General features: G+C 35.8%; 17 protein-coding genes and 1 riboswitch. Of the genes, 2 read left to right on the top strand and 15 right to left on the bottom strand.

The annotated features are described in order from the left end of the window. Nucleotides 1-7: 7 nt before the first annotated feature. Nucleotides 8-487, top strand: coding sequence for a nucleoside 2-deoxyribosyltransferase (locus tag AC1PU0_RS06375; RefSeq protein ID WP_111247408.1), 480 nt, complete (start codon nt 8-10; stop codon nt 485-487). A 19-nt stretch (nt 488-506) separates the two neighbouring features. Further along, nucleotides 507-1184 carry a DUF2238 domain-containing protein gene (locus tag AC1PU0_RS06370; RefSeq protein WP_069654532.1) on the top strand — a complete coding sequence of 226 codons (678 nt, stop codon included), beginning with the start codon at nt 507-509 and terminating at the stop codon, nt 1182-1184. Between the two features lie 55 nt (nt 1185-1239). On the opposite strand, the gene AC1PU0_RS06365 is transcribed toward AC1PU0_RS06370, so the two are convergent. The 15 genes from AC1PU0_RS06365 to mutM all read right to left on the bottom strand — a co-directional run bounded on the left by AC1PU0_RS06365 (nt 1240) and on the right by mutM (nt 19727). Beyond that, nucleotides 1240-1644: an organic hydroperoxide resistance protein gene (locus AC1PU0_RS06365; protein ID WP_069654533.1), complete on the bottom strand. Its 405-nt coding sequence runs from the start codon at nt 1642-1644 to the stop codon at nt 1240-1242. 174 nt (nt 1645-1818) lie between these two features. Then, nucleotides 1819-2259, bottom strand: a complete 441-nt coding sequence (locus AC1PU0_RS06360; protein ID WP_111247407.1) for a MarR family winged helix-turn-helix transcriptional regulator — start codon at nt 2257-2259, stop codon at nt 1819-1821. A 126-nt stretch (nt 2260-2385) separates the two neighbouring features. Continuing rightward, nucleotides 2386-4989 (bottom strand): ATP-dependent chaperone ClpB, encoded by a 2604-nt coding sequence (gene clpB, locus AC1PU0_RS06355; RefSeq protein ID WP_206834378.1) that lies wholly within the window; start codon nt 4987-4989, stop codon nt 2386-2388. 636 nt (nt 4990-5625) lie between these two features. Beyond that, on the bottom strand, nt 5626-8286 hold the full coding sequence (mgtA, locus tag AC1PU0_RS06350; RefSeq protein ID WP_206848793.1) for a magnesium-translocating P-type ATPase: 2661 nt from the start codon (nt 8284-8286) through the stop codon (nt 5626-5628). Nucleotides 8287-8521: 235 nt separating this feature from the next. Next, the gene (locus AC1PU0_RS06345) at nt 8522-9022 is read right to left on the bottom strand and encodes a GNAT family N-acetyltransferase (RefSeq protein ID WP_111247405.1); all 501 of its coding nucleotides are present in this window, start codon (nt 9020-9022) and stop codon (nt 8522-8524) included. Between the two features lie 29 nt (nt 9023-9051). Next, a complete protein-coding gene (locus tag AC1PU0_RS06340; RefSeq protein WP_240485867.1) occupies nt 9052-9828 on the bottom strand; it encodes an MgtC/SapB family protein in 777 nt (258 codons plus the stop codon). Between the two features lie 463 nt (nt 9829-10291). Next, nucleotides 10292-10462, bottom strand: a riboswitch (M-box (ykoK) riboswitch). 247 nt (nt 10463-10709) lie between these two features. Next, on the bottom strand, nt 10710-11180 hold the full coding sequence (locus AC1PU0_RS06335; protein WP_206848792.1) for a hypothetical protein: 471 nt from the start codon (nt 11178-11180) through the stop codon (nt 10710-10712). A 156-nt stretch (nt 11181-11336) separates the two neighbouring features. Then, nucleotides 11337-12266 (bottom strand): primosomal protein DnaI, encoded by a 930-nt coding sequence (dnaI, locus tag AC1PU0_RS06330; protein ID WP_111247323.1) that lies wholly within the window; start codon nt 12264-12266, stop codon nt 11337-11339. Continuing rightward, nucleotides 12266-13672, bottom strand: coding sequence for a replication initiation and membrane attachment family protein (locus AC1PU0_RS06325; protein WP_206848790.1), 1407 nt, complete (start codon nt 13670-13672; stop codon nt 12266-12268). Before AC1PU0_RS06325 ends, dnaI begins: the two co-directional genes overlap by 1 nt. 12 nt (nt 13673-13684) lie before the next feature. Next, complete coding sequence (nrdR, locus tag AC1PU0_RS06320) at nt 13685-14170, bottom strand: transcriptional regulator NrdR (protein ID WP_069654539.1); 486 nt, start codon at nt 14168-14170, stop codon at nt 13685-13687. Between the two features lie 354 nt (nt 14171-14524). After that, nucleotides 14525-16153 (bottom strand): glycosyltransferase, encoded by a 1629-nt coding sequence (locus AC1PU0_RS06315; RefSeq protein WP_111247321.1) that lies wholly within the window; start codon nt 16151-16153, stop codon nt 14525-14527. Between the two features lie 50 nt (nt 16154-16203). Further along, the gene (locus AC1PU0_RS06310; protein WP_069654541.1) at nt 16204-16764 is read right to left on the bottom strand and encodes a pectate lyase-like adhesive domain-containing protein; all 561 of its coding nucleotides are present in this window, start codon (nt 16762-16764) and stop codon (nt 16204-16206) included. A gap of 46 nt (nt 16765-16810) precedes the next feature. Further along, nucleotides 16811-18040 carry a nucleotide sugar dehydrogenase gene (locus tag AC1PU0_RS06305; RefSeq protein WP_479998783.1) on the bottom strand — a complete coding sequence of 410 codons (1230 nt, stop codon included), beginning with the start codon at nt 18038-18040 and terminating at the stop codon, nt 16811-16813. 250 nt (nt 18041-18290) lie between these two features. Next, entirely contained in the window at nt 18291-18887 is a 597-nt protein-coding gene (coaE, locus tag AC1PU0_RS06300; protein WP_111247320.1) for a dephospho-CoA kinase, read from the bottom strand. A gap of 3 nt (nt 18888-18890) precedes the next feature. Continuing rightward, entirely contained in the window at nt 18891-19727 is an 837-nt protein-coding gene (gene mutM / locus AC1PU0_RS06295; protein WP_479998782.1) for a DNA-formamidopyrimidine glycosylase, read from the bottom strand. Between the last annotated feature and the right edge of the window lie 53 nt (nt 19728-19780).

The following is a 19780-nucleotide window of genomic DNA, read 5'->3' as shown; positions in this document are numbered from 1 at the left end:
TGAAAAAATGAATATATATTTTGCAGGACCAATGTTTGCCAAAGCAGACCTTCTTTATAATGAATATTTAGTAAAAAAAATTCGTGAATTAGATGACTCAATCGAGGTTTATTTACCACAAGAAAATGAAGGGATCAATGATAAGACAGCCTATGCTGACAGTAAGATGATAGCTCTAGCTGATACTGAAAAAGTACTTGAAAGTGATTTACTTGTTGCTATTTTAGACGGAATTACAATCGATGCTGGGGTGGCTTCTGAAATTGGTGTGGCCTACGCTAAAAATATTCCAATGATCGGTCTTTATACCGATACACGCCAACAAGGTGCCAATAATCAAAAGAAATTAGCAGCCTTAGGCGATATTGCTGAAAATCAATTCCATTATCTAAACCTATATACAATTGGTTTGGTAAAATTAAATGGAGCCGTCGTCAGTGATGAGCAATCATTTTTAGATTCAATCAAACAAACGTTAAACAAATAAACACATCGGAGGCTTTTCTATGAAGTTAGAATTTGAGGATAAACAAGAAAAAAATGCATTTTATTTGTTACTTGTGTTCGGTATTATCACATTGATCGTCAATATCGTGAAGACATTTGTCGTTCAACCAACAGAACAATATATGCTGTTGACATTTGAAATGATTGCAGGGATTGCTGTGATTTTTGTCCCTTTTATTTTCACAAAATTTACAGGCTTGGTTTTCCCTAAAATGGTCCGCCTGTATTATTGGTTTTTTATCTGGATCGCCGTTTTTCTTGGCACCGGTTTGCGCTTGATCATTATCGTGCCCTTTTGGGATAAAATTCTTCATGCCGTTAGTCCTATTTTGTTAGTGGCTGTGGGGTATGCGATCATTGGGTATTGTTTACGTGAGTCAGATTTTTCAAAAATCAGTCCTTGGCTATTCATTATCATGGGGTTTGCATTCGCTGGATTATGCGGCGTTTTCTGGGAGTTCTGGGAATTCCTATGTGATTCGCTGGGAAATATGAACTTACAACGTTACATGACAGAAGCTGGACAGCCATATATCGGTCGCGAAGCCTTGATGGATACCATGGGTGACTTACTTACCAATACGATTGGTGCTTTGATTTTAACGGTTTATAGTTTTACTCAACGACATAAACCAGACTATTTTAAAGCTTATGCATTTAGAAAAGTAACTAAATAAAAATAAGCTCAGAACTAAACGACTTTTTCGTTTTATTTCTGAGCTTTTCTTGCTATTATTCTACTTCTAACTCAACTGAAATATTCCCTCTTGTTGCTTTTGAATAAGGACATACTTCATGGGCAGCCTTCACTAACGCTTCAGCCGTTTCACGATCGACATCATCGATTTTCACTGACAGAACCACGCCAACTTGGAATCCAGATTCTTCATCACTGAATAAAGAAACGGTAGCTTTTACTGTGCTTTTTGATGTGATTTTTTGATTAGCCATTACAAGTTCTAATGCACTGTTGAAACAAGAGCTATACGCTGCTGCAAATAATTGTTCTGGATTCGTTTTATTTTCTTGATGAGGTCCAGGCGAAGTTACTTGATAACTGAATGATTTATCTGGTGAAAAGACTTCCCCTTCTCTTCCGCCAGTATTGATGATTGTTGTTGAATAGATTTTTTTCATGATTCATTCCTCCAATTCTTATTATCATAGCTCTATCGTACAATTAAATTGTACACAACATTTATACAGATGTACATTAGTTTGCTTCAACTGTAGTGATTTTTTTAATAAAAAGACTGCAAAAAGTGTAAGCTTAATCGCTCATTACTTCTTGAAGTCTTGATAATCTATCTGTTATTGGTCAATACTGCCAATTTGCTTGCTTAAAGAGTTGACTTGTTCGATCAAAGCAAAATACTCTTTTTCATTAAAATCCAGCTGAGTCAGGCATCCCTCTACTTGATCATAAATTGCAGTCTCTAACTGAATTGCTTTTTCAGAAAGTGAAATGATCACAATGCGTTCATCTTCAGGTAATCTATTTCGATTAATGTACCCATTTTTTTCCATTCTTTTCAACATCGGTGTCAATGTTCCTGTATCCAGCGCAAGTTTTTCTCCAATGTCTGAAATCCGCTGATCTGAGTATTCCCATAAAACTAGTAACACCAAGTATTGAGGATAGGTTAACTGAAATGGTTTTAATGCTTTCGCATACATCCTATTAAATTGCTTTGAAGCCGTTTGTAATGAAAAACACAATTGCTCTTCTAGTCGTCTGTTTTTTTTAGCCACTGGACCCCTCTTTTAATTGCTTAATATAATAGTTAGATTCTACACAATATCGTTTTTGAAATCAATATTTTATACTTACGCGAAAAAATGAGACAGCCGCTTAAACAGGCTATCTCATTTTTGATTTTATTCTTCTATCGGTTCATTTTTGAAAACTAATTGTTCACCTAACAAGCTGATTGTTACTTTGGTTTTAGGTAAGACTTTGCCCGACACAATCTCTTTTGCCAATGGCGTTTCGACTTCTTTTGTAATAAAACGTTTCAATGGACGTGCACCATAAGCTGGGTCATAGCCACTTTCTGCGATCCATGTTTTAGCTTCATCAGAAATGACTAATTCGATCTCTTGATGTTCTAAACGTCTTGCCAATTGAGCAGTCATTTTTCCGATAATGCCTTTGACATTTTCTAAGCTTAGCGGTGTAAACAGGATTGTGTCATCAATTCTATTTAGGAATTCTGGTTTAAAATTGCCGCGTAAAATGGTCATTACTTGTTCTTCCACTTCTTCTGGAATCGTTCCTTCTGAGGTCACACCTTCAAGTAAAAGTTGAGAACCGATATTACTCGTCATGATCAAGACCGTATTTTTGAAATCAACTACTCGTCCTTTCGAGTCAGTCAAACGACCGTCATCTAAGACTTGTAGTAAAATATTGAACACATCTGGATGTGCTTTTTCGATTTCATCTAATAAGACGATCGTATATGGATTGCGGCGAACAGCTTCCGTTAATTGACCACCTTCTTCATAGCCGATATAGCCTGGAGGTGCTCCAACTAAACGAGACACACTATGTTTCTCCATATACTCACTCATATCGATTCGGACCATGTGATCTTCTGAATCGAATAGGTCTTCTGCTAATGCTTTAGCAAGTTCAGTCTTCCCAACACCTGTTGGCCCTAAGAATAAGAATGAACCTAACGGACGATTTGGGTCTTGCAAACCAGCGCGTGAACGTATTACTGCATCACTTACAGCATCTACGGCTTCATCTTGACCAATGACACGTTTATGAAGTGTTTCATTCAATTTCATTAGTTTTTCACGTTCACCTTCAACTAGTTTTGTTACAGGAATCCCTGTTAAACGACCCACAACTTGTGCAATTTCATTTTCAGTCACGGCTTCTTGTACCATCCGGACATTGTCTTTAGCATTTTTTTCTTCAAGTTGTTTTAGCTCTTCTTCTAATTTAGGAATCGTACCATGACGTAAAACAGCTGCTCGTTCTAAGTCATAATTGTTTTCAGCATCTTCTAATTCATGTTTTGCCTTGTCGATTTCACCACGTTTATTGCTGACAGCATTCACTTCTTCTTTTTCTGTTTCCCATTGCATCTTCATGGCATTCGCTTCTTCACGAAGATCTGCCAGTTCTTCTTGCAATGCATTTAGACGTTTTTTACTAGCATCATCGGATTCTTTTTTCAAGGCAGCTTCTTCGATCTCTAATTGCATCAATCGACGTGTTACTTGGTCAAGCTCGGTCGGCATTGAATTCATTTCAACTCGAATCGTTGCGCTCGCTTCATCGACCAAATCGATAGCTTTATCTGGCAAGAAACGATCCGTGATGTAGCGGTCAGATAACGTTGCTGCAGCAACTAAAGCATTATCATGGATGTTCACGCTATGATGAATTTCAAATCGTTCTTTTAAGCCACGTAAAATACTGATTGTATCTTCAACAGTTGGTTCTTTAACTAAGACTTTTTGGAAACGACGTTCTAAGGCTTTGTCTTTTTCCATATATTGGCGATATTCATCTAGTGTTGTTGCTCCAATCAAATGCAATTCACCGCGGGCCAACATAGGTTTTAACAGATTGCCAGCGTCCATACTACCTTCTGTTTTACCGGCACCAACAATATTGTGAATTTCATCAATGAAAAGAATGATACGTCCTTCACTTTTTTTCACTTCTTTTAAAACTGCTTTCAAGCGTTCTTCAAATTCACCGCGGAATTTAGCGCCAGCGATCAATGCACCCATATCTAATGAAAAGATAGTTTTGTCCTTTAAATTTTCAGGTACATCTTTGCGAACGATTCGTTGGGCTAACCCTTCGATAATTGCTGTTTTCCCAACGCCTGGTTCACCAATCAGCACAGGATTATTTTTTGTCTTCCGCGAAAGAATACGAATCACATCTCGAATCTCTTCATCACGGCCGATTATGGGATCTTGATTGCCGCTTTTCACTTGTTGTACTAAATCTACCCCATATTTTTCTAAAGCTTTGTATTGTTCTTCTTGATTTTGAGAAGTCACACGATCTCCCCCTCTCATGTCTTCTATATTTTTACGTAATTCTTTTTCTGTGATTCCCTGACTTGTTAAATAGCTTGTTAAACGGTAGTTTTTCAATTTCATCAACGCTAAAATCACGATTTCAGTTGCTAAAAATTCATCTTGGAATGACTCTCTAAGTTTATCTGCTTCACCTAATAAATTAAACAAATTTTGGCTCATACTTTGACCATATTGAATGTTGCTACCCTGAATAATTGGGTATTCATCGATTGCTTTATCGATTTCTCGTTCAAAAGCGTCTACATCAACGCCTGCATCTGTATAAAAATTACGCCCAAAATGATTAGGTTGCAAAAAAATCTTCCATAGGTGCGCAATATCTATTTCCTGATGATGACGAGTAACGGCTACTTGTTGCGCCTCTGCAATTGCCTCTTGTAATGTCGTTGTCATTTTTTCGATGTTCATAGAATTACCTCCTAAATTTAAAAGCGGAACAAATCGATTTAGCCTGTAGAAAATCAGGAAATTAACATTGAAACGTTCTTTATTTCATTGGTAATTTGTCTATTTTCATAAGGATTGATTTGTGCAGCTAGATAATTGTTAAAGCGGAGCGGGCTCGTACAGCTCTGACAGAAAAATAGGAAAATCTGACTGAGGTGCTTTTTGCCTCATTTAGATTTTATCTTTTTTCCGAAGAGCTAACCCGCGTAGCTAGATAATGTAAAGCGGAGCGGGCTCGTACAGCTCTGACAGAAAAATAGGAAAATCTGACTGAGGTGCTTTTTGCCTCATTTAGATTTTATCTTTTTTCCGAAGAACTAGCCCGCGTAGCTAAATAATTGTTAAAGCTGAATAAGCTCTTTAATTTCTACTATATAAATAGTACTTTTAACTTATAAAAAAGCATAAGGTCTGATTAATTTTGACCTTATATCGTTATTATACTCATTTAGTCAGTAAAGGTCAAACAAAAAAACACTCTTTTTTATTTTCCTTCTCTTTATGATAACGCAACGTTTTATTTTAGCAAAAGATATGCGGCTAATCAGAAAAAAGATTGATATCCAAAATCAATTGGACTCAATCTTTTACTCAATTTTATAATAATTCTCCAAATCGTTTGACATAGAATTTTTTTACGATCATGACTAGGAATAAATAGGACACTATTGTTAAACCTAACCAAGCAAAGTAATTTAACGGCAGTTCAGCTAATCCTAAACTTTGTCCAAAACTTGTAAACGGTAAAATCGTTCCAACCGCAATTCCTAAAGACGTAATAGTCGTTAAAATAAACGACGCTCTGCTTTGGATAAACGGAATTTTAGGTGTTCGCAATGTATGAATCACCAACGTTTGTGACCAAAGAGATTCTATAAACCAACCAGCGTGAAAAATCGCAATAAAAGTCGCTTGTTGTGCTGGATCTAAATCATGGTAGTTTCCTCCGACTAGTTGAGGACAAATGACAAAATACATTAACAAATAAGTCGTAATGTCAAAAACTGAACTTGTAGGGCCCAACCATTTCATAAACGAACCAATCTTTGAAGCGTTCCATTTTTTAGGTTGCTCTAGGTACTCATCGTCTACATGATCCCAAGGAATTGACATACATGAAATATCATAAATCAAATTTAAAAAGAGTAGTTGTAACGGTAACATAGGTAGAAACGGTAAAAAGATACTTGCTACTACAACTGAAAACATGTTACCAAAATTAGAACTCGCCGTCATTTTGACATACTTCATGATATTACCAAAAGTCGTTCTTCCTGCTAATAGCCCTCGTTCCAAAACCATCAAGTCTTTTTCAAGTAAAATAACATCTGCCGATTCTTTTGCAATATCAACCGCTGTATCGACAGAAATACCAACATCGGCTTCTTTCATTGCTGGGGCATCATTGATCCCATCTCCCATAAAACCAACGGTATGGCCAGCTTCTCTTAATACTTGAACGATCCGCGTTTTTTGTTGAGGTGTCAATTTCACAAAAATATTATACTTTTCAGCAATCGTTTTTAGTTCAAAATCATTCATTTTAGTAATTTCATTCCCTGTAATCAGTTCTTCATTTGCTAATCCAACTTGTTTACAAACTGATTTCGTCACCAGAGCATTATCACCAGTCAATACTTTGACCCCAACCCCATGTTTTTTCAACGCTTCCAATGCAGCTTTTGTTGTTTCTTTTGGCGGATCAAGGAATGCAAGATACCCAATTAAAACCATTTCATTTTCATCTGAGACAGAAAACTCATCAATGGTCGCTGGGTTTGTTTTTTGAGAAACAGCTAACACACGTAGCCCGTCTTCATTCAATTCTTCAACGGTTTTCAAAATTTCTTTTTTAAGTGATTCTGTTAAAGGCGTTACGGTTCCTTGATAGTCTACAAAACTTGAAATTTCTAACATTTCTTCGACGGCACCTTTTGTAATCATTTGCGTTTTGCCAGATGTATCTTCGATCACAACACTCATACGACGTCGTTTAAAATCAAAAGGAATTTCATCTACTTTTTTGTATTTAGAAGAATCGATCGATAATTCTTCTTTTGCGGCGTCAATAATTGCGACATCCATTAAATTTTTCAAGCCTGTTTGATAATAACTATTAAAGAATGCATGGCGCAACACTCGGCTATCTTCCTTGCCATCACAATCTAAATGATACTCTAAAATAATCTTATCTTGAGTCAATGTACCTGTCTTATCTGTACATAGAACGTCAATTGCACCAAAATTTTGAATCGCGTTTAGATTTTTGATAATTGTGCCTTTTTTAGCCATACTTGAAGCGCCTTTAACAAGATTCGTCGTCACGATCATCGGCAGCATTTCAGGTGTTAGCCCCACCGCTACAGACAACCCGAAAAGAAACGCTTCAAACCAATCACCTTTTGTTAATCCGTTAATTAAAAATACTGCTGGCGCCATGACTAACATAAATCGAATCAACAACCATGAAGTTTTGCTGATGCCGACTTCAAAATTTGTTTGAGGGTTTTTATCTGAAACATCTTGTGCTACTTTTCCAAAAAGAGTGTTATCTCCTACTGAAACAACAATTCCTTCTGCACTACCGCTAATAACATTACTGCCCATAAAAACAATATTTTCATATTCTGTTTCCACGCTGTTTCCTTTTAACTTGTAATCTGCTCTTTTTTCAACTGGATAACTTTCGCCCGTCATTGCAGATTGAGACACAAATAAGTCTTTTGTTTTGGTTAAACGGATATCAGCTGGAATCATATCACCTGCAGATAATTTTATGATATCGCCACAGACGATTTCTTCTATTGGAAGTTCTACTTCTTTTTTTCTACGGACAACGGTTGCCGTAATCTTTACCATGTTATTCAATTTTTCTGCTGCTTGATTTGATTTAACCGATTGAATCAATGTCATTGTACCGCTGATCAACACCATCGCCATGATGATAAGTACACCTATAAGATCACGATCTGCTGGTGGTGCAATAACATAATCTGTTATAAAGGAAATAATAGCAAGTGCGATCAAAACAATTGTAAATGGCGTAAAATAAGCTTTAATTATTTCAACGAATAGCGGTGTTTTTTTGCCGTGAGTAATTGTATTTTCACCAAATTCCTCTCTTGATAAAACCGCTTGTTGGTTTGATAGTCCTATTTTGGAAGAGTTGAAAAAGGTAATGATATTTTCGGCTGAGTTCCGTGCAAAATATTCATATGACTGATTATTTTTTTTAGTTAATGCTGTTCTTTTATCCATGTATTTCTCCTTCTTTCTAAAACTCTGATTAATGAAATGTAGGTTAGTCTAATACAAACGATCATCCTTTACAATCTCATTGTGTTCTCTCTATTTTAGGAATCGGACTGATAGATAAAAGAAAATCTGTTAGCGGAGAAAATTGCTTTTTTGCCCTAGAAACAAATAGACAATAATAATTATAATTTCTTCAACAGATTTCTTTATCCATGAGCCCTTAATCATCTGACTACTGTCATCCATTTGTTTCCATCTCCTTTAGCGTGATATGTTTGATAATTCCGAAATTCCGAGTGTTCTTTTTTGTGCAAAGATTTTTCTTAAATTTTTTTAAGATCACATCCCCATCTGAGTATGCGCTACTTATACGTTGGTAACCAAAATGATCATAAAAGCCCCAAGCTTGTTTACGACCAGTTAAAAATACAGATTGAAAGTTCATCAGCTCTGCTATTTTTTCTGCAAATTCAAGTAATTGTTTTCCTATCCCAAATCCCTGGTACAACTCATCAATCGCAACTTGCTTGATCTGAGCCATCGTGCGGCTTCTTTTTGAAAGAAGTAACGTCCCTACAACTTCCCCGTCAATCATCGCAGCCATATGGAGGTCGTATTTTTCATGAATAGGCAATTCTTTGATCCATTCCTTTCCAGCACTTGTTTTAAGTAGCTTATTTCTTAAAAAAATACCTCTCCAATATTCTTCACTATTCCAATTAATTACGTTGACCTTCACTGTTTTACCATTTTGATTCCTCCATTCTTTTAATTGCTCATTTGATTGATTTCTATGATTTCTGATAGTTGAGACAATTCTGAAATAATCGTATTGACTGCTAATACGCCATTTCTTGTCGCTTCGATTTCTAGGAATAGTCTTACTTTTTGTCCTGCTAAATCGGTACAAGAGAATTTAGTAAAGGTTAAACAATATTTATCGAGTAACTGAATAATTTCAGTTCTAAGCATGACTTCACTTGTATTACTAGCAATAACTGAAAGATAGTGAATCGACTCTACTTGTTCGTCTTCTTTTTGGACAGCCAAGTTGTCCATTTTAAACGATAGATTCCTCAGCAAAATATTAACGAGCATCAAAGCAACTGCGCAACTTATTCCTTCGATCACAAACCCCGCTCCGATCAAACTTCCAACAGCAGCTGAACACCATAAGGTCGCGGCAGTATTGATACCTGTTACGCTAAAGCCTTCTCGCAAAATTACGCCTCCAGCAAGGAATCCGATACCACTGACTACTTGAGCGGCTATTCTTGTAGGACTGCTATCATCCTGAATCAAAGTGGATAAAGAAACGAATTGACATGCACCAAATGTTACCAAGGTCATTGTTCTCATTCCAGCTAGTTTTTTTCGCCATTGCCGTTCTGCCCCAATAATCATTCCTGCAAAAATGCTGGCCATAATGTTGATTAAAAATTCATAAGCTTGCTCCTTTCTTAGATTTGTTGTTAGTGTTTGGTATGCTCGAAATGACATGATGTGATTCAGTATTTCGGTTACTTCTCTCTCTTCGTTCGCCAAGTACTGTTCATCATCTACTCTGTCTTTCCTTTTTATACTTTGGCTTTTAGGTCAAGAGATGGGGGATCGATATGCCGTGATTCAGTATTTCGGTTACTTCTCTCTCTTCGTTCGCCAAGCACTGTTCATCATCTACTCTGTCTTTCCTTTTTATACTTTGGTTTTTAGGACCAGAGATGGGGGATTGATATGCCGTGATTCAGTATTTCGGTTACTTCTCTCTCTTCGTTCGCCAAGTACTGTTCATCATCTACTCTGTCTTTCCTTTTTATACTTTGGTTTTTAGGACCAGAGATGGGGGATTGATATGCCGTGATTCAGTATTTCGGTTACTTCTCTCTCTTCGTTCGCCAAGTACTGTTCATCATCTACTCTGTCCTTTGGCCAATCGTAGTGATTCACAGCAAAAAACCTTCCGCCAAAACTCAGCGGAAGGTCATAAATAAGCGCACAAAAAAAAGCCTGTATGATCTAGTCGTTGAGTTTTGGCACTATACAACGTAAAAAGCAGAGCTTTTAGCTACCTTATGAAAAGCCTTGTAATCGACAATCCCTGTTCTACCCATTGGCATCTCTCGATGTTTTTGGGCAGTAGCCTGTGTTTGTATAGGAGCCTCACCTAACAAATCTATTTAGTTATCTTACAGGTGAAACTATACCATCGTTATAAAACAAATGTCAATGCTTTTTTTGAAAAAATAATTATTTACTCTATAAAAAACAAAAATGACGAGCCTGGGACATAACTAAAAACGTTATGTTTCAGGCTCTTAGTAACCGAATAAACGGTGGGCGCAGAAGCAACTCCTTCGGAAATAAGCCGAAATTCTCGGTGTTAAACACTTCTGTCCCAACCTCAAACATTATCGACTTCAAAATGATTAAATTTTTTCAACTTTTATTACTGAATTCCCAACAACTTGTGGTGGAATCGACATAGTCATTGCTGGTAAACCGACTAATGTAAATTGGATTTTATCACCAGTCTTAAAACTACTTTCTGTGAGTCCATCTGCTAATTGTTCCGTTGTGACATTCAAAATAACACCATCATTTTTCATCATACCAATCATTTTTTCTGGATCTTCAACTGCTTCGACTTCTTTTAGAACCAAACGAGTCGATTGATCCACTGTATCATTTTTTTTAGCATCTTCAACTAAAATAGCTGTAAAAATGGATTGAGATTTTTCTTGATCTTTCATAGTTGAGATTTCATCGATCATTTGGTCTTTCTCACTACTCATTGACGTTTTTTCACTTCCTTTTGACGAGTCGGTTTTATTTTGTGTGCATGCGGCTAAAGAAATCAATGCAATAACCGTTACAAATGTTATAGTAATTTTTTTCATAGACACGCCTCCATTGTTGATACTTTATTATAAACGCTAGACTCTTGCATAGTCCATTACAACCATTTAGTATTAAGAAAAATTAAAAAAGCAACTGAAGTATCACACACTTCAGTCACCTATACTCAACCTATACAGCAGTCGTAAAAGTCAGCTCTATCCATTTCTTCGATCATTACCAGACATTGTAATTTCTTGAGCCAAGTAACGGATTCGTTCCATGATACGACGAGCTTTTAATGGTTCTTGTTCTCCACGCTGGGTCACGGATAAATGTTTCTCTAGCTCTTTTAAATCAAGGTTCGATGAAAAGAACGTTACCAATTGTTCTTGCATACGATATTGTAAAATAACGCTTAATACATCATCTCGAATCCAAGAAGTCATTGATTCTGCCCCTAGATCATCAATCATCAAAACAGGTGATTTCTTGACAGCATCCAACTTAGGTCCAACCATATCTTTACCAATTGCCTGTTTCATTTCAACTGTAAAGGTCGGAAAATGGACAATGGTTGTTACAAAACCACGCTCAGCTAAACTATTCGCAATTGCACCTAATAAGAACGATTTCCCTACACCGAAGGTACCTTGAAGATACAAGCCTTTATGGAATTCTTTTGGATTTGTTGTATACTCGTTTAAAAATTTCATAGTTTCGGCCATTGCTTGAGCACGACCTTGAGATGCCGTATCAAATCTATTCAAACTAGCTTCTCGGACATCTTTAGGCATATCCATTGCTCGGACGCGTTTGCGAATTTCATCTTCTTTTTGCTTCGCGATCAACGCTTCTGTAGGTACATAAGTCACATCGATGTAATGGAAATTCAAGGTTAGTTGAGGCTCATATCCAGGAGCAATCATCGTTGGGTCATTTAATTGATATTTACGTTTTTCTTGAACAAACTCATAAAGTTTCGAATAGCTTTTTCGAATATCATCGTCCGTCAATCGTTCACGATTTTCTTTGATGAACTGCTGTACATCAGTATCTTTAAGGACAACTTCAACCAATTCATTATATCGTTCACTCATATCTCTGTTTTGAATGATTTTTGACATTTCTTTCCCTACATCTTCCATTAATTGCCGCCTCCTTTACTCAAGAAATCTTGAATTTCTTTGTCTAGTCGTGCTTGTTCTTCTTTAGATAGTTTCTGCTCTTCAACCGGATTATCTACCCAATCTGGTAATGTTTCTTGACGAATCGGTCGATTATTTTGTCCATATCTCTGCCTAGTTTGTTTTTGTTCTTTGCCTTTTTTAGCTAACTCGCGTACATGATCGATGGCTTTCTCTGGTGAAAAAATACCACTTTGAGCCCATTCATTAGCAATTCGATTCACATAGTCAGCTTTCAACGTAGGTTGCTTTTGAATATTATAAACATAATTGATTAATACATTGATTACACTGTTCGGTAGTCCTGATTTACTTACTAAATATTTAACCAGTGAACGTTCTTGCGGGGTTGTATACCCACCACGTTCATTTTTTAGTGCTTCTAAATAATTTAACGGAAAATTCTTCTCACTATCCATGATCATCTGAATGTCTTGTGTTGAGAATCCGTTCATTTTCAATGAGTTATACCGATATGTCTGCTGATCTTCTGCAGACAACTCAACCGAATCATTTCGTTGAAATTCACTTGGTTTTTGCTTTTTATCAGGATCAAAGGTTCTATAGACTACTCGCTCAAAGTCCTTTACAACGATCTTACTTGTATAATAATCAAATGATTTAGAACAAAAATCGATCATGTCTAATTCTGTAATGCCAAATAAGTTATGAAAAACAAATACTTCTTCTTTGAATCCTATACTATTATCTGGCAACTTGATTCCAAGTTTTTCTATCCCTTGTACAAAATATGCCCAATCAAAGCTTTCATTGACTGCACTTGGCTTTTGTGCTGGTCTTGGATCGTTAAAAGATCGTTCCATTTGGCTTAATAGCTTACTTTGAGAAATGATTTGTTCTTCTTTGAATTGATACACCTCTTTAAAGCTTGCTGAAACTTCTGCAAAACCAGTCAAATTAATAAATTTTGGTTTAAAGCGGTCAAATAATTTGTCCAATTTTCTTTGTCCTACGATGTTTAGAAGGGTTAACGATAATACTTCATCTTTAAAAAAACGTTCAGCTGTTTCAGGATGATTCAACCTGTATAAAAAATGTGCGCCAAGTTCAGAATCGTCTTTGACAAACGTTCCTAGTAACCCGATTCCTTCTAATTTCTTTCTAGCTGTTTGAATTTGTTTGATACTCATGTCCATCATCGTAATCAAATCAGCATGAAAAAGTGACTCACTGACACCAGACTCTTCTACTTCGGATAGGAGTGTCAAGTATAAACTAAAAGCTTCGGCACCAATAATTGGTTGATATAAAAGTGTCAATACTGCTTGTTCTTGATTGGATAACGGATACGATAGTGCTACTTGAAAAATACTTTTAGGATGGACTTCTTTCCAATTCTCTTTCAAGGAAAGACCTCCTTAATCATTGGTTGTGTCTGGATTTGAAGATTTTGCTTTGTCTACGATTCCTTGTAATTCTTTTAAGAACACACTCATATCTTTGAATTGACGGTAGACACTGGCAAAGCGAATATAGGCGATTTCATCCAAGTTCACTAAATCTTCCATTACATATTCGCCAACTAGAGTAGTTGAAATCTCATTTTCGCCTAAGCTACGTACTCTATTTTCGACATTGTCAACGATTTGCTCCATTTGTTCCATAGCAACTGGGCGTTTCTCAGCTGATCGGATCAAACCACGTAAAATCTTCTCTCTGTTAAATTCTTCTCGGTCACCATTTTTCTTGATGACTAACAATGGCGCTGCTTCAATTCGTTCAAATGTTGTAAAACGGTAATTGCAATTTTCACATTCTCTTCGACGACGGATTGCACGTCCATCGTCTGCTTGTCGACTATCAATTACGCGAGAATTATTATGATGACATCTTGGACAACGCATAGTGTTCACCTCATTTTATCTACTAATATCTATGTTTAACGTTTCGTTTTAATATACTTCCTATATTATAACATGAAATGCTTGAGAAACCAGCCATTAACGTTTACTTCTTAACCATTTTTTTCTTATTGTTGCGTTCTAATTTTAGAACGATTTTCTGCTTTTAAAAAAAAATAGGTGTAGGACAAAAGTAAAAATCACTTTTGTATCACACCCTAAATACGAATAAACGGCGGGAGTAGAAGCAACCCCTTCGGAAATAAGCTGAAATTCACAAAAATTTGAAAAACAATTTTCGTGAATTCCTTCTTATTTCTCGGGATTAAACGCTCCTGTCCCAGCCTCATTGTCATCTTATAGTTCTATTTTGTCTCGCGTTCCCCATCCTGTATTCCTATGGGTGATGTACCCCCAAATTCGAACAGGCGATAATACGAAGATTGCCCATAACACAGTAAAAGGAAACGCAAAGAACACAATCCATTTGTCCCTTTTTGCTAAATCGTTCCTTGGAATTGAAAGATATGCCAAGGAATAAACTGCACTAAAAGCTAAAGGAGCAATTAAAATTAATGGAAAATCGCTCATTACGAAAAATACCCAATAAATCAATTGATATTTAATAACATTCATCGCTGCAAACATCGCCCAGCCAAATGACTGTCTAAAAAAGACAAAACTACTAACAGGAAACAAAGCTAAACGCCAAAAACCTCGAATAAAACTTCCTCTGCTCCAACGGAGATGTTGTCTAACATGATGGCTCAGTTTATTTGGTAAATCAGTGTATGAAACGGCTGTCATTTGAGCAACAGTTCGCCCCAACAGCATCGCTGATAAAGTCAAGAAACTATCATCTGAAAATTCTACTCTAACACGACCAAATGTTTCATTTTTATATCCTAATTTTTTCGCTAAATTTAAAACCTCTGCTCTATAAAATGCAATTGGCCCACTATTAACGGCTACGCTGCCGAACATAGAATTCATTGAGCGTTCTATCAGAACCATGTGTCCAATCACCAATAAATCTGTGATCACAGTCAAAAGATTATCCGTAACATTTCTAGTCACGATCACACCCGCAACAGAGTATACACGTTCATCTTCAAACGGAATGATTCCTTGTTCTATCGCATGTTCATCAAAAACAGTATCACTATCGATCGTTAAAATAATCTCATTATGAAAATCGGAAATTTCTAAATGGTTATACGCATTTAACTGAGCTGCTCGCTTTCCACTATTTTTTTGTTTAATAAACTGAAAAGAAACACCTTTTTCAGCAAAAATTTTCCGATATTCTTCTGCAACCTCTGAATAATCAACAAGTGAACTGCCATCATCAACAGCTACTAATTCAGTTGGCAGGAGACTTTGATTTAGGATAGATTCAAACGAGTTTTTAATGTTTTCGATTGGTTCATTATACATAGGCATTAATATATATATTTTTCGATGACTAACTTTTTCATATGCATATGGCGTATATAGAGTACTTAAAATAAGCGTAGCTAATGCAATCCCTCCACTCATTGTAAAAAAAGGCGCAACCCCACTCAACGAATGACGATAACCACTCGGCAATCTAAATTGAAACCATACAACTCCTAAAGAAAGAATCGAAGTAAGCGTAAATAGTAACAAAAGACCATTTTTATTATATAGTGTATGCTTGATCTTCTGGCTTCGAGTATTTGCCCAAAAGCCTATTTTATAGCGTCTAACTTGTGGTTTGATTCCTAATTCACGTAATAATTTTCTCTGTTGAGGTTTAAACCTAAAATGAATAATGAGTTCTAGTATAAAAACAATCAACATGACCAATAACGGAAGCTTTCCTGATAGAATAAAACTTTCAATTGACGGGTGAAAAAAATGAAGCAGCTCATATACTGCAATATATGATATGGAGACAATAGGAATTAAATACAAAAAAATTATGCCTAAGAATTCTAATAAAAAGAAAAATCCTTTTCTCATCAAAACATCCTTTCAAAAAACAATTGTACAATGGTTCTAATATGTTTCGTCTAATAACGATAACTCCTTATTAACTTTATCTCTTTGAATTCAAGGTCTAACCCTTTAGGCAAATCTAATTCTACATTGCCCAACTCAATGCTTCGTTTTTCACCACTTATCAACACTTTTCTATTGAGATCACGCTTGAGTACACTTACCATCAATATTGTCTGCTTTCGCTCTTTTTTTAAGGTATCATCATAGCGAAAAACCTGCTCTTCACGGACTTTTGTTAATTTATTTAATGTCAGTTGCTTTTGAGATTGAGGAAATTTAATATCTTTTTTAATATTGATCTCAGTCAATTCTTTATTTGAAATAGCCGCTATTAACTCTTCCCATGTATAAATGTCAGCGTATTTCTTTTCCTTAACGACCACAAAATCTTCTTGCTCATTTGACGTATCATTTAAAAACAGATCATCTGATTTATTTTTACCATAAATTAGGAAAATTATCGCAAGTAGAAGTAACAATGGTAATAGCACTATTTTTAATAGTTGCGTTGAGCGATTCTTTTCAACGTGTTGTTTTTCTTTACGTCTGATTTTTCTTGAACTATCATTCATTATTTTTCTTACCTCCTACTTGAACAATCCATGATCAATGGAGTCATTAAACTGTTGTTAAATCATAAAATAATTGGCTCTTATCTATAATAATATTTTTCTTGTCTTCATAGATATCGTGATCGACAGCATAAATTACTAGATCATATTGTGTCAGTTGTTGATAATCCGGTTCTAATGTGACAATTGTTTCATCGGTCGACACACTATACGGATGCATCACATCATCATAAGCAACAACGGTTATATTTTTCTCTTTTAATTTTTTTATCAAGGAAATAACCGAAGACATTCGAATATCTGCAACATTTTTCTTGTATGTTACACCAATAACAGCAACAATCATCTCTGTAAATTCTTTTTTGCTCTTAGACGCAAGATGGTTAATTTTCTCTAAATAATAATCAAGCATTGAATCATTGATTTTTCCAGCTGTATCAATTAGTGGTGTTTCAACTCCCCGATCTGCCATCAGCCAAGTCAGATAATAAGGGTCTACAGGAATACAATGCCCACCGATACCTAAATTAGGCGTAAATTTCATAAATCCAAAAGGTTTAGTTGCTCCTGCTTCCAACACTTCTCCTACTTTAATATCTAAGTTATCCGAAATTTTTTGAAGTTCATCTGCTAAAGCGATATTCACTAATCGAAATGTATTTTCATATAGTTTAGCGAGTTCAGCTGTTTTCAAGTTGGGAACGGATGACACATGGCTTCCAAAAAACTCTTTCACTTCAGCTAAGCACTTATCTGTATGGCCCGCAACGATTCTTGGGATCTTTGCACTAAGGGATTGGGTATTTCCTGGATCAATTCTTTCTGGGGAATAGGCGATGAAAAGATCGACTCCGATCTGGTAATCGAGGTTTGAAAACTCTGCAACGAGGTAGTCTTCTGTCGTTCCAGGATACGTTGTACTTTCTAAAATAATCAATGACCCTTTTTTTACTTTATTTTTAATCAAATCAACTACCGATTTGATATAACTTAAATCTGGAATTTTATTTTTATCAATTGGTGTTGGCACGTCAATAATGTAAACATCTTTTGCGACGATCTGTTGCGCATCATACGTAAAAATCGTTCCTTTTTCTTGTAGCATTTGAACCGTTTCGTTTGATACTGTATCAAGAGGACTTATTCCCTTATTCAGCATGTCCACTTTTCGTTTATCAACATCAAATCCAATTACTTTATGTCTTTTTTTTACATGATTGATGACACTTGGTAATCCAACATACCCTAACCCAATAACTACTACTTCTTTTTTCATTTCACTTTCCACAATCCTTTTCTGCAATCTTTTCACTCACAAAAGATAACACACACTCAGCACAATTGTCTATGCTACTACCAACAAAAATGTTATTTTATTATATGTATAAAAATGTCGGTTTTACAGTTCAACAATAGGGTTAAAAGAAAATAACGCGTAATAAACATTGTTTATTACGCGTTATTTTAATCTTGTTTTTCATTATTTTTAAAATAACATAAAAAAACAAAAAATAAATTACATTATTTTATCCAAAAATATTTTTCGTCACCCATTTTTGTACGTTATTTTTTGTCTCTAGAATACTGTTTTGATTATCGAATATGATATTTGCTTTTTGTTTTTTTTCCTCTATAGGTAATTGACTATCGATTCGTAGTTGCGCTTGCTCTTCGGATAAATTATCACGTTTCATCAAACGAACTAGCTGAATTTCTTCTGGAACATACACCACAGCTACTTTATCGACAAACACATCATAACCGCCTTCATACAATAACGGGATATCCACAATAACTAATGGTGCTTGATCTTTTTTGTCATTAATCTCAGTTAAAATTGCTTCTTTCAAAAATGGTGAGAGTACTTCATTAAGCTTTTTTCTTTTTTTTTCATCAGAAAAAATAATCTCACCTAATTTTTTTCGATTTAATGCCCCTTCTCTATTCAAGATTTCTGAACCAAAAACAGCCACTACTTTTTTTAGTGCTGGCTTCCCAACTTCAACGATTTCCCGCGCAATGATATCGGCATCGACAATCGGAAAATTCAGACTCCTAAATACAGATACAACCGTACTTTTCCCCGTTGCAATACCACCTGTCAGTCCTAACACCATGCCCATTGGTTAATTCCTCACTTTCAATGTTTGACACTTTGGACAAAAATGTGTACCCCGTTGCGCCACTTTGATTTTTTTTATAGGTGTTGTACATCTTGGACAAGGTTTCTCTGTTTGACCGTAAACGTTTAGTGAAATTTGAAATGTTCCAGCTTTTCCTAAGGCATTTAAATAAGTCCGAATCGTTGTTCCACCTGCTTCAACTGCACGGCCTAGAACATCAATAATTGCATAATATAATTGTTCGACTTCTTTTGGCTTTAGTGTGTTTGCGGGTTGTTCGGGATGAATTTTTGCTTCCCATAACGCTTCATCCACATAGATATTGCCTAATCCTGTTACCAAACGCTGATCCAACAGTAACGGTTTAATTGCTTTATGATGCTTTTTTAACCCTGTTCGAAATTCTGACAAGCTAAATTCAGATGGAATCGGTTCAGGTCCCAATGCTAAAATCCCTTTGTAATTTTGCCCTTGATCCTTTGGTAATAGGACCATACGACCAAATTTCCGAACATCCAGATAGCGTAATTCACTCCCATCGGTAAAAGTGAAAATCACATGCGTATGCTTGGTCCGCTCTTCTTCTGGTTTATGTGTTTCATATTTCCCTTCCATTCGTAGATGAGAAATCAGATCGTAGTTTGTTAACTTAAAAATCAAGAATTTACCGCGACGTTCCATTTTTTCTATTTTTTGACCCATCAACTGGTTCGCAAAAACTTCTGATTCTGGTGACTCGATGATTCTTGGCCATAAAATCGTCACTTCATCGATCGTCTTTCCAACAACTAATTTTTCTAACCCTTTTCTGACTGTTTCAACTTCAGGTAATTCAGGCAATTTCCTTCTCTCCTTAGAAGAAAAAGACCGAAACGAACACATCAAAGTTTTTT

Source organism: Enterococcus sp. XAF26B05_ASV22 (assembly GCF_056727285.1).
This window is presented reverse-complemented; position numbering and strand designations above follow the sequence as displayed.